The 11864-nt window shown below is 59.7% G+C and carries 11 protein-coding genes; 6 read left to right on the plus strand and 5 right to left on the minus strand.

The features are described 5' to 3' along the window. The first annotated feature begins 182 nt into the window (after window positions 1–182). The 3 genes from FJV80_RS07855 to FJV80_RS07865 all read left to right on the plus strand — a co-directional run bounded on the left by FJV80_RS07855 (window position 183) and on the right by FJV80_RS07865 (window position 3790). A complete protein-coding gene (locus tag FJV80_RS07855; protein WP_142876042.1) occupies window positions 183–1493 on the plus strand; it encodes a trypsin-like serine protease in 1311 nt (436 codons plus the stop codon). Further along, window positions 1490–2359: a hypothetical protein gene (locus FJV80_RS07860; protein ID WP_142876043.1), complete on the plus strand. Its 870-nt coding sequence runs from the start codon at window positions 1490–1492 to the stop codon at window positions 2357–2359. Before FJV80_RS07855 ends, FJV80_RS07860 begins: the two co-directional genes overlap by 4 nt. 273 nt (window positions 2360–2632) lie before the next feature. Beyond that, entirely contained in the window at window positions 2633–3790 is a 1158-nt protein-coding gene (locus tag FJV80_RS07865; protein ID WP_142876044.1) for a DUF2235 domain-containing protein, read from the plus strand. Between the two features lie 250 nt (window positions 3791–4040). On the opposite strand, the gene FJV80_RS07870 is transcribed toward FJV80_RS07865, so the two are convergent. Together FJV80_RS07870 and FJV80_RS07875 are read right to left on the minus strand one after the other, a co-directional pair. Next, window positions 4041–4958 (minus strand): NADP-dependent oxidoreductase, encoded by a 918-nt coding sequence (locus FJV80_RS07870; protein ID WP_142876045.1) that lies wholly within the window; start codon window positions 4956–4958, stop codon window positions 4041–4043. A 230-nt stretch (window positions 4959–5188) separates the two neighbouring features. Continuing rightward, window positions 5189–5575 (minus strand): hypothetical protein, encoded by a 387-nt coding sequence (locus tag FJV80_RS07875; RefSeq protein ID WP_142876046.1) that lies wholly within the window; start codon window positions 5573–5575, stop codon window positions 5189–5191. A 70-nt stretch (window positions 5576–5645) separates the two neighbouring features. On the opposite strand from FJV80_RS07875, the gene FJV80_RS07880 reads away from it, so the two are divergent. Next, a complete protein-coding gene (locus FJV80_RS07880) occupies window positions 5646–6500 on the plus strand; it encodes an AraC family transcriptional regulator (protein ID WP_246688924.1) in 855 nt (284 codons plus the stop codon). A 380-nt stretch (window positions 6501–6880) separates the two neighbouring features. Here the strand turns inward: FJV80_RS07880 and FJV80_RS07885 are convergent, their stop codons facing one another. After that, on the minus strand, window positions 6881–8818 hold the full coding sequence (locus FJV80_RS07885) for an AAA family ATPase (RefSeq protein WP_142876047.1): 1938 nt from the start codon (window positions 8816–8818) through the stop codon (window positions 6881–6883). A gap of 67 nt (window positions 8819–8885) precedes the next feature. After that, a complete protein-coding gene (locus tag FJV80_RS34955; RefSeq protein ID WP_246688925.1) occupies window positions 8886–9080 on the minus strand; it encodes a hypothetical protein in 195 nt (64 codons plus the stop codon). A 779-nt stretch (window positions 9081–9859) separates the two neighbouring features. On the opposite strand from FJV80_RS34955, the gene FJV80_RS07895 reads away from it, so the two are divergent. Continuing rightward, window positions 9860–10111: a hypothetical protein gene (locus FJV80_RS07895; RefSeq protein ID WP_142876049.1), complete on the plus strand. Its 252-nt coding sequence runs from the start codon at window positions 9860–9862 to the stop codon at window positions 10109–10111. Here the strand turns inward: FJV80_RS07895 and FJV80_RS07900 are convergent. After that, entirely contained in the window at window positions 10072–10434 is a 363-nt protein-coding gene (locus FJV80_RS07900) for a hypothetical protein (protein ID WP_142876050.1), read from the minus strand. The genes FJV80_RS07895 and FJV80_RS07900 overlap by 40 nt on opposite strands. Before the next feature lie 757 nt (window positions 10435–11191). On the opposite strand from FJV80_RS07900, the gene FJV80_RS07905 reads away from it, so the two are divergent. Next, window positions 11192–11812 (plus strand): hypothetical protein, encoded by a 621-nt coding sequence (locus FJV80_RS07905; protein WP_142876051.1) that lies wholly within the window; start codon window positions 11192–11194, stop codon window positions 11810–11812. Window positions 11813–11864 lie beyond the last annotated feature (52 nt).

Consider the following 11864-nt stretch of genomic DNA (forward strand, 5'->3'; position numbering starts at 1 on the left):
CCGACTGCGGGGGCCGGGCATCAAAGTTCCGGACATTACGATTGCCTGGCTGCGGATGTGAATAGCTGACATTCAGATCAACGCGGGCGTGATTTGTTTCACCACCTCGAATATTTTGTCCACGAGGACTTGCGAAAAACCAAAAAATACAATTTTCTGCGAGTGATGGGGGAGTTGGCGAAGTGAGACTGACAGCAGCGGCTACGCTTGTTTTTCTGGCGCTGAGCTATTCAAGCTTCGCGGGAGATCTGGAATTCAACAATGATTTTGAGATCCAACAAAATTTGAAAGGTACGATAAATAAAGAAGATCTCAACCTGCTTCAACTCAGGCCAAAATCCGTATCGCCTTGGCTCTCAAAGCCGTTGAGAAGCATTGACGGAGATCCGGGGTTTGGCGCTGACGACGGCACTTTGGGCCATGTCGATTGGAATGCTGCATTGCATCCTGATCCGCAACATTGTCCCGGTTGCATCCTCAACCCGCTCGACCCTCTCCCAGGAAACCAGCCCATCAATGTCACCCCTGATATCCTGTCGGGTATTCGGCCGGGCATGACGAAAGGCTCCCGGTACCGAACTCTTATCGCCTCGGGTGGCGACGATAGCGAAGTGCTGGGGTGTAACATGATCAACAGCGTTTATCTAAAGCAGGCCGGAAGGAAATTGCCCCAGTTCTCCTGGCGCCAATTTCCTGAGGTCGTGAGGCTGTTGATTAAGCAGCCCGGGACCGACGGATTCGAGGGCTGCACCGGGACCATCGTTGGGGAGCACTGGGTCTTGACGGCAGCGCATTGCATAACGGCCAAAGACTCGTCGAAACACGCCAGCAATGACCTCAGTCTCCCGGAAGACCAGGACTTTGTGTTCTCACCGCCCTCGGCAGAACAGGCGTTACAGGCAACGGTCAGCAACTCAGTCCTTACCGACGTTGACAAAGTCAGGTACGCCGACAAAGCGATCGTCAATAAGCTGTATGATAGAAGTCTCGCCGGCAATTCCCATGATGTGGCGCTATTGCATTTCGAGAACCCATTTGATCCGTCGGATTTTCCCGAAGCGTCGCTTGCGACCAAATTCGATGGCACCGCCACGCTCGCTGGCTACGGGGTCTCGAATACCAAATCACCCCTCGGGGAGTTTTTTGTGACCTTCCCGCCGGAACTGGTGCAAAACGGGGAGCACCTAATCTTCAAACCCGGTTCAAAAAAAGGGGCCTTCTGCCAAGGGGATTCCGGTGGACCTGTCTTTGTGGGTCTAAACCGCGGTTGCAAATCTGGCGATCTGTTTAGCGAAGTGCGGCCGCGATCGGTCCAAGGGGTCATATCGTTCAATGTAGAAACTTCAGCGAAATCTCTGGCCGCGTCGTGCCTGGAGGCAACCAATATGTACAGTGAGGACGTCACACAGACGGAGATCCACAACTGGATCTGTGGTGCGTCCGGAAGCGAAATCAATGGGTGCAACACACAAACTGCAGGTGCGAGCAAATGAACAGGCGTGAGGTACTGATAGGCGGTGGCGCGGCGGCAACGTTTGCGGCTCTCGGTTTGGCCAGGGCAATGGCTGCTGATAATCTGAACTTCAACCAGACTCTGGCTGCGCTCGAGAACACCGACGTCGTTCTCGTTGGCGCCGGCGGCAGTCTCGAGGCCAAGAACGCCCTGCATGCAGGCGTGGCCGCGTCGGCCGGTGTATCGAATGGTCCGATCTCAAAGACCCCAATCGACCCAGCGGCGATCGACCTGATCGTATATTGCGAGGTCACCAGCAAGAAGACGTATACGAAGAAGTATACCGGGATCATCTGGCCCGGCGGACTGTCGGGCGCCACGTGCGGGATCGGGTACGACGTGGGATACGTCAATGTTGATCGCCTCAAGGCTGACTGGAACGGCTATATTGCGGATACTGATATCGACATCCTTTCAGAAGCTTGCGGGGTCAAGGCTGACAAGGCAAAGAAACTCGTCAAGCACATGCCTGCGGTCCGTATCGATTACGACACGGCTTACCGCCAATTTATCGAAAAGGACGCTCCGCGCTATACAGGTGAAGTGGAAAACATCCTCTTTAATACCAAGTATCTCAGCCCAAAGTCTCTCGGAGCGCTGGTGTCCCTCGACTACAACAGAGGTGCGAGCTTTAAGGCACCCCCGCCGAAAGATCCTCACAAGAAGGATCGGTATTTTGAGATGCGCAATATCTATTCCCACATGCAGAACAAAGCCTTCGGCCTAATCCCACAAGAAATTCGTGATATGACTCGTCTCTGGGAGAACGACCCCAAGGCCTCTGGCCTCGTAATACGGCGGAATCTGGAGGCCCAGCTGTTCGAGGAAGGGCTGGCCCACAGCTGATCTAACATCACGACCGGGGGGTGCGCTCCTTGCGCAACGTCGACCTGAATTTCATTGTTGACGACGTCTGCTCCCGGGTAGTGGCGAAAGCGCAGGCGAACGATGGCAGCTCGATTGCTCGAGGGCGTAGTGCGGTTTTGGCGCGACTTCTTCCGAAAATACTTCCCTTCGCCTGAATTGCCGGCAAGCCGTCATCATGTCGATTAGTTGGGCACCACAACTTAGGGACTGCACGCAGAACGGTATGACAATCACTTGGCAAGGAGGAACCGGATGCCCAAAAACATCCTGATTTTTGCTGATGGCACAGGCAATGAAAGCGGGTTGATGCCCGATGAAAGCCGCACCAATGTCTATAAGCTCTACCGCGCGACGCGCACAGGGCCTGACTCCTCAATCGACCCAGCCAAGCAGGTCGCCTTCTATATCCACGGCATCGGCACGCCTGAGCCGGGTAAACCGATGCGGCTGATCGACCACATTCACCAGATGTTCGGAGGGGGCCTCACAAAGCGAATCATCGACGGCTATTCCTCTGTGATCAGTGTATGGCGGCCGGGTGACCGCATCTTTCTATTCGGCTTCAGCCGTGGAGCCTACACCGCGCGGTGCCTCGGGCACGTCATCGAACTTTTCGGCATCCCCACGCAAGACCAGCAGGGGAAGGCGATCAGCCTCCAGCCGAAGGACCTGCGCGCAATCTCACGGGGCGCGGTACGAGCGCTGTATCTGTGCGGCTACGCCAAGAAGGAATCGCCAAAGCGAACCGCAGACATCGAAGCCTTCCGCAAAACGTTCGCGTGCCAGGCCACGGCGGCCGCACCGTACTTCATCGGTGTATGGGATACCGTCGCCGCCGTAGGATGGTCGCGCTTGCTGAGGCGCGGGTACGACCTTCACCTTCCTAAGAGCGTGCACTTTGCCCGGCACGCCATGGCAATTGACGAGTACCGCAAGGACTTTGCCCGTGTGCCGTGGGGTGGGTCGAACCTGCCGCCGTCTCACGAGGGCGAACCTGAACCGTTCCAACAGGTTTGGTTCGCTGGCAACCATTCGGACATTGGTGGCAGCTATCCGGAAAATGAATCGCGGCTGTCGGACATTTCTTTGAAATGGATGGCTGACTTCATAGAGACCGAGATCCCCGCAGAGGCGCATGTGGAAATCGATCACCGCGTGCTGGCCCTCTACCCATCGTGCGAGGGCATGATGCATGACGAGTGCATGGTTGGGGTCGGGGGCTTGCCTGTTAAATGGTATCCGGCGGACCGCAATGTTCCTGCTGACGCTGTACTGCACGCAACGGTCTATCAGCGTCTTGAGCTGGAGGCCGTACGCAATTTCAGCACCTACGGCCCATATCGCCCTGCACCGTTGCGCAATCACTCAATTGCCGGGAAATACTTTCCTCCGACCAATCCATCATCATAGAGCACGCTCTCGTCAGCAGCCGAGACATAGTCGGCCGCAACGATCCGAAATTGAATGTCAGACGTAGCCACAGGTCCAGCTCGTTGTGCAGATATCTCGAGATATGCTCGGAAATCTAACTGCCAGTAACGCCCTGAAATCAGCTGCTGTCAGCCAACCAACTGGACTGCAGCTTGAGCTTGCAACTCATCTGCGGATTCTGCATGGACGACAATCGAGGAGCGAGGAACCGCCCCCTCTCCCCAAGGTCTTACGGACGGATGCGGATGACCGTCTTCCCCGTGTGTCGCTCGCTCGCGTTGAAGGTCGCAACGGCCTCGTTGAGGGCCGAAACTTTGCCGATGTTCGTCCGCAGTCGTCCGTCCCGCACCCGCTGGACGATCTCACTCAGTTGGGCGCGATCGGACTCGACAACGAAGTCAACCGCCAGGCCGTCTGCGGGCCGCGCCTCGGCCGGGCCGACGACGGTCACCAGCGTTCCTCCCGCCCTGATCAGAGCTGCGGACCGCTTCTGGATGTCCCCGCCGATGACATCGAACACCAGATCGACTCCACCGACGTCTTCCAGGGCGTCGTTCTCGAGGTCGATGAATTCATTTGCGCCGAAATCCAGCGCCTTCTGAAGGTCGGCGGCGCGCCCCGTGCCGATGACATAGGCGCCGGCCTCTCGTGCGAGTTGCGTCACCATCGAACCGACCGCGCCGGCTGCGCCATGTGCAAGGACGCTCTGCCCCACCTGAAGACGGCCGTGCTGAAAGAGTCCCTGCCACGCGGTCAGACCCGAGATTGGCAGGCTCGCGCCCACTGTGAAATCGACGTCGCCTGGCAGCGGCGCGAGGTTGCGTGCTTCCATGGCAATATGCTCCGCCAGTGTGCCGTCGCGATACCAATCCGCGAGACCGAACACCCGCTGTCCCACTGAAAGACCCGTGGTGCCATAGCCGAGCGCGGTGACCACTCCGGCCAGCTCGTGTCCAGGGATCGACGGCGTACGCGCCTGGTCGCGGCGGTCGGTCCAAGTCGAAGGCCACTCCAACTCGGTCGGAACGAAGCCCGACGCATGAACCTGAACGACGACGTCGTTTATCGCTGCCTGTGGCTTGGGCCGCTCCACCAGTGTCATGCCGGCCGTTCCCGCAGACTGGTTTGTCACAATGATCGCTTTCATAGGTGTCGTCTCCTCAGACATTTGTTGGTTCAGGGTAAATTGCAGGCACAGAAGGTCTTTTCGATCTCACGTAACCGGTTGTCGACCCAACACTTTGCGCGACGACCTTGATGTCAATTTGCTCGTGTGCCGCAGCGAAGCGGATCGCTATTGGCGAACCTGGGTGGTTCAAGCACCAGCAGCGGCCGAGGGTTAACTCGGCCGCTGCCACATGATGTCAGCAAAGGCTCTTAGGGGTGCGCCGTCTTCAGCGCGCGCTCCCCGCTTTCGGGCGCGTTGAGCACGAAGGTGACGAGGAGAACCGCAGCACCGTTCGCCCAGTAGTACCAGGCGTCCAGCCCCTGCAGGCCGAGCACGAAGGGCACGGCGACGAAAGTAACGCCGACGAGGCGGTCAACCGCGATATGCAGCCCATATGGCAGCACTCGGACTACACCGGTCCTGTGATCGGTGAACAGGGTCAGAATGAGGGCGGCGACGCCGGTTGCGACTGACACCCAAAGCGCCAGCGGATTGGCATGGCCGAGTCCGAGCAGGAACGGCGTTGCCATAAGGCCCAGCGCGACGGGATAGTCGAGGAAGGCGTGAACGGTCTTTGTGACGAAGCGAATATTCATGGGACTCTCCGGTTGATCGAGGACTGGGGACTTGCACACAGCTCATATGGAAGACTATGGGTGACGCTTGGTGCCAATTATTTTGCTGATCGTCCCGATGGACCCCTTCGCTGCCCTGTTCGCCCACGTAACGCCGACGGCCCGGACGTTCTTCACCGGGAAGCTGTGCCAGACGTTGCAGTTCACTGGTGTGGGCCATTTGCACCTGTTCAAGGCAGGCGCGCTCACGGTTACCCAGGACGGACAAGCCGACCTCGAACTCGTCGAGCCGACCCTGCTGTTTTTGCCGCGCGGGCGGACTCACAGTTTCGCAGTTGATCCCGAGCGGGGAGCCGACCTCGTATGCGCGACGGTCGAACTCGGGGGTGCGGAGGGCAACCCGATTGGCCAGGGCTTGCCTGAATGTGTGGTCCTGCCGCTCGCTGCTCATCCGGCGCTTGGCCCGGTCTGTGATCTGCTGGTCGGGGAAGCCTTCTCCGAAGCTGGTGGCCGCCAGGCGGCGCTCGACCGGCTGTTCGACTATCTCCTGATCCTAATCGTGCGTCACGTCGTTGAGAGCGGCGCCATTTCGACCGGCGTGCTCGCCGGGCTCGCCGACCCACGCCTGGCAAAAGCGCTGACCGCGATGCATGAGGGGCCGAAGAAGCCTTGGAAGCTTGAGGATCTGGCCGACGTTGCGGGCATGTCACGCACGCGGTTCGCCGATCATTTTCGGACGCTGGTCGGCCTTACGCCCATTGAGTACCTGACGGTCTGGCGCATGACGATCGCGCGCCAGCTTCTCGGCAAAGGCAAACCGGTCAAGAGTGTCGCAGCGCAGGTCGGCTACGACAGCGCGGCCGCCTTCTCGCGCGTGTTCAGTCGGGTGACCGGGCAGCCGCCGCGCGAGTCGACGCGCTCCGGGATGGATCTCGCTAATCGATGAACTCGGCACAAAGCGTCCGTACAATCGACGGCATGCTTATGGAGCTGTGCGGACGAGAATTGAAATTAATTGATCCGCGCCGCGGATGTCCGGTCGGTGGCGCAAGGCGGTCATGCCCGCCCTCATCTCCGAGAGGCGACTTCGGGTCCAAATCCGGTTACTCGCTTCTCGCTTGCAGACATCCGCCCCTTGGACGACATCAATTGCGCCCAGCCCACCTGTCTTGGGGCGCGGCTCCCTACTCCGCCGTCGGGCCTGCCTTGAGACTCATCCTCGTGAGTGATGCTCCGCCGTTCCAGCCACTGGCGCAAGAAAGATCGACAGTCCGTGGAAACTAGAGTGAGCTGGTTTCCCGTCTTCCGTGGTGACGGCCTCTCGGGTCAAGCACCGCGTGCTGCCTGCTCGACAAATGCCAGGCGTGGCTGCAGGTCCATCAGATACGACACGTCCTCTGCCGAAAGCATCTTCTTCCGAAGCAAGGACTCGGCGATCCTTTCGAGTTCGGTTCGCTTCTCTTCAGCAAGCTTCTTCGCGCGACGGAATTCGGCGGCAAGGACGTTCTCGACGCGGACCTGCAGACCGCCGTTCATATGCAGCGTCACAAGAAGTTGCTCCTCGCTTGCCCCTGATAAGAACGTGAACCCTGTTCCCAGCCCGTAAGCGGCTTCCACCTGCAGGGCAGTGACTGTGGCGGTGTGAAGGTCGGAACCTTTTCTTCCCCCTCCTCCGGCAGACCTCGAACCGAACACAACCTCCTCGGCTGCCAGTCCTGCAAGCGCGACGGCGATCCGGTCGAGGAATCCAGCCTTGGTCCGCTCCGGAAAGACATGCTCATCGAAACGCGCCCCTCCTCCCCATTGCGTGGACTCGCCTGACGAGTCGAAGGCGTCGATGATCTCCACGCTCCTGAAATCGCCGATGCCCAGCGTCAGGCCGACGACCACGTGACCGGCCTCGTGGATCGCGTTTCGCCACAGCATGGCTTCAGGGAGAGGTACCAGCTCGGGCAAGCCGGCGAGCAAGTCCGCGGTTTCTAGGTCGCGCCGCGCACGGCGCGCACGGCGACGGGCCTGCCGGGCAAGCTGTTCCAGAGCTGCCCCTGTCCAGCCGTTCGTGCGGGCGGCGACGGAAGTCAGGTCCAGAGCAGGCGACGCCGCCGCTAGATGCCAACCGAGAATTCCTTGTCGTCCCGCCATGTCCGGCAGCGGAATGTTCACATGCCTGTCGAGGCGGCCCGGACGGGTCAGCGCCGCATCCAGCAAATGGGGAAAGTTCGTCGCCCCAACCACAACGACGCCTTCCCTGCCACCGGATCCATCGAGGCATTCCAGAAGGCCGTTGACGACCTCGCGGCTATACTGTGCGTTGTGCCCGGAGAAGGCCATTCTGTCTCCGACGGAATCAATTTCGTCAATGAGCACGATCGAGGGAGCGTTCTTCATGCCTTCTGCGAACGTGCCTCTCATCGCCTTCAAAAGGTCTCCCAAGTGGCCCATTGCCTGCCAGCGCGCCAGCGAACCCAAGACAAGATGGACTCCGCAGGTTCGCGCGAGGGCCGCGGCGAACATCGTCTTGCCCGACCCTGGCGGCCCGCTGAGCAGGATTCCCCTGTCGACTTCCGACCACTCGATCTTGCCTGCGCGCCAGTCTTTCAAGTCGACGGCAAGCTCCCTTCCCCATTCGGCAGCGGCGCCCAGTCCATGGAGATCGTCCAAAGTCGGTCCCTCCACCAAGATCGACTTTGGCGCGATCAGGGTCGCGCGAGCAGCTTGCAGGACCTTGTCCAGTGCTCTGCCTTTGCGCCAGATTGCTGCGAGAACATGCAGCGGGACCGTCGACAGGAATGATGCATCCTCGTCTGACAAGATCTGACCGCGACAGAAACGGGCGGCCGCCTTGAGATATCGGGGCTGGACCGCCGGCAGCACCAGCACGGCATCTGCAACCGCGTCGACGTTTTCCGAGAGAAGGTCGCGGGAATGCGTGACGACGATGATACGGTCGTTGGACCCGGCGATCCCGAGGAGGTCGAACCGTTCGGACTTTTTCCGGCCCTCCGGTTTGACTGTCATGACGAGCGTCCGTTCGCGATCGTACCCGCTTCTGCTGATGAGCGATTCCCCCCGCGCCGGGAATTGGGACGCGCCCTCGTAAATATCCACGTCCTCTTCCGTCGGGGCGATCAGCACGATCACGCCCGGCCTTCCGGACAAGAAGTCCCGTTGATGCCGGAGTGCGCGCATCACCGAGCAATAGGCGGCGAACCGCGTTGCGTTCGAGGCGAGCTTGATGCTCAGCGCTGTCGACATGCGTTTCATTTGATGTCCTGACTTGATAGTTCCGGGCGCTCGGCGGCGCAGCGGCGATGGTGTTCGGAAGCCGCATTCAGCCCCGGATGCGGCGAACGGCTGTTTCCGGCCCGATCCGCGCTTCGTCGAGATCGATCTCGACGAAGCGATGCAGTACCAACGACGAAAGCCCCGCTATCGGGACCGTCTCTCGGAAGGCGGCGAGACATTCCCCTACGGACACGGAGCCGGCCTCATCCAGCGCTCCAAGCAACCGAATGCGGTCGCCCAAGGGGCATTCCCATCGGGCGTATCTCAGCAGGTCCTTTGCATTGGCGAGACGAAACCCATCCCGGATGGAAGATTTAGACCATGCCTGGTAGTCGCAACCACGTTCCCTGGCGGCGTGTTCGAGCCAAGGGTGTCCCGGTCCCGAACCCGCGTCGACAAGGGTATGCCGGCGTCCGCGCCTGATCAGGAAATCAGGAATGTGCGTGCCTTCTCCAGGACCGAGGGTGGCCGGAAGGCACGACCAGGCGTCCACTTCATCGTCAACGTCGAGAAGGCAACCAAGGTCGCGTGCCAGCTGTGTCCGGAAGGCTGGCGGTCCCTGGCATCGGACGGTTCCCCGTGGCAAGAAGACGTTCGACTGCGCGCGGCAGAGCGCGGCTTCGAGGACATCGTTCGTCGGGTATGTAAGGCTGGTCACTGCTGCACCTGCGGACTCGTTCGAAAATACCCGTGAAGAGCGGGTTCGGAACGGTCAGCGTATGAGGTGCGCGATGATTTTCATGATCGGAACAAATAGTGAACAAACCGCAGGGAGTCAATATCTTTTTTGCCTGATCCCAATCACCGCAGCGCTGGTCCGCGGTGGGATCCAGCCAAGCTTGTCGTTGGTGGCGTAGGCTTGTCCAACTCGCCGGAGCATTCGGCGAGAGCGGCGGTCATAACATGGTTATCGGATGGGGTGCCGCGCGAACCCCTTGATCCAACAGGCGCGATAACGAAACCGCAAGATTTCACAGGCTACCGGTTGCGAGGTGTAAGTCTTTAAGGGGGAGCTTGATTATGCCTATGCAACATCCTGAATACGAGAATGAAAACGACGAAGCCGACAACGCCGTCAAGTACGAAGAGCGCTTGGTTGATCAGGGTGCGGATGGCGAAATCTATCACGTCACAAGGCCGTATGAGACGCCCGACGAGGAGAAGGGAACCTTCATTTTGATTCCCGACAGAACCAAAGAGCGGCACACCTTTGTCGGCAAGCAGGGCGACGCTCACAAGATGCTCGGAGAACTGAACTTGCGCCCGGGATGAGCGGCGGCATACGCCTCCGCATTCCTGACGCGGACCGGATTCATATCGCCTCGCGCGCGCATGTCGACGAAGATCGGGTCATTTAGATCAAGGAGCGCGCCCTCGCCCCATTCGGCTTCGATCGCCAGCCCCGTCTGGGCCACTTCCAGCCACCGCGCGTATTTCGCCCTGACCTCTTCGGAGGTGGATGTCGCCAGGTCGGCGTAACTGGTCCGGAGGAGGCGATCCAGGGTGCGGACGCTTCCCGACAATTCGAGCGAGGCAAGAATTTCGAGCTTCTTCGCCTCGCTCGTAATGTAGATTTTTCGGCTGCCGTCGGTCATTTTTCTCGCTCCCCTTGACGTGCGAACTCGCCAAGGGTCGGACGTCAGTTCGCACACGTCAACGGCTCCTGTCGCTGTCGCTCTCGACGGATCCGGATCACTAGCCGATCAGAATTTGATTGCCTTCCACTGACGCCCCTCGCGTTTGCCGCACGCCGTTAACCACGTTCGCTAAAAGAACAAACCGGTTTTCAGAAAGCGTTTGACGGGGTCCGCGTCGGCGCCGTATTTGCCCCGCTCGCGGTTCTGTCTGATCAGATCCGCCCACAAGGACAGACTATGTTGATGATGAACATATCGATAGCTGTGCGGATGGCCCGCGAAGCTCAGGGCTGAGGCCCCGGTATGTTCTGCCGGGCATCAAGTCCGGCTTTTTGGTCCCTCCACTATCGAACGGCGGCGAGGCGGTCACTCAGTGGCATCGCGCGTGAGGACTTCGCGACCTGACGGTCGCGTTGGCCGCGCAACTGCCCGTGTTCTTCCGCCTTCCCGTTGGCTTGCGGGTGCTTCGCCGCTCGCCGGCATGCGCATGCCTCGAACCAGGAAAGGGAATAGAAATGCGTTGTCATAACCTGCTGCTCGCCGAAACCCTGAAGAACTACAGCCACGGATTCCAGCTCGGGCACGGACCTGTCGTCGCCCACCGGTTGAAGAGCATCCGTACCTCGGCTGGGGGCTTGTCCATACCGATGACTCTTCACGTGACTGGGGCCGGGACGCCCCTGCCCTAGAAATCGAGGACAGCATCGCTGACCGCGTGCCGCAGCCGAAGAAGCGCGACTCCAAGGTGGGCTTCGTCACCGATCCGTTCCGCATGCGGAGGGTCTGGTACGAGAGTGGCCTTGAAGAATCGGTAGCGTACTTTCTTCTCGCAAAACCCGAGACGCTGGAGCTGCGCGAGCAGCAGAAGGTCCAATACTTCCAGCATGGGCTGAGGCGCATCCACTGGATCGACTTCATCCAGCGGCAATCGGGCAGCCGGATCGCCTACGCCGTGAAGTACCAGATCGACGTCGACGAGGATCTCCGAGAAGCGCTTCGGCTGGCATCCGAGCAGGTGGGGGACCGCATCGCTGATGAATTCCGCATCTTCACCGAGAAGGACCTGACTTTCACGCAAATCGAGAACGCCAAGGACATCCTGGCTTGCGGAGGCGACTACGACTTCGAGGGTCAGTCGATCGTGGCTGCCCTTTTGCGAAGGCTGCCTTCTCAGGTTTCGCTCGATGAGATCGTCGAGGCAAGCGGACTTGGCAATCGAGGCTGGCGGGCGGCCGTCACCTTGATCCAGAAGGGCCTCCTTGTGATCCCTGCCAACGTCCGGCTTGGCGATCAAGCAATCCTTGTGAACCACGGCGCCCAGCACGGGCGCCGTTAATCTATTCATCACGGAAGGTTGATACGGCAAAGGAAAACAACAAAAAGGGGGG

It is taken from the genome of Mesorhizobium sp. WSM4310 (assembly GCF_007003935.1).
GTDB lineage: Bacteria > Pseudomonadota > Alphaproteobacteria > Rhizobiales > Rhizobiaceae > Mesorhizobium.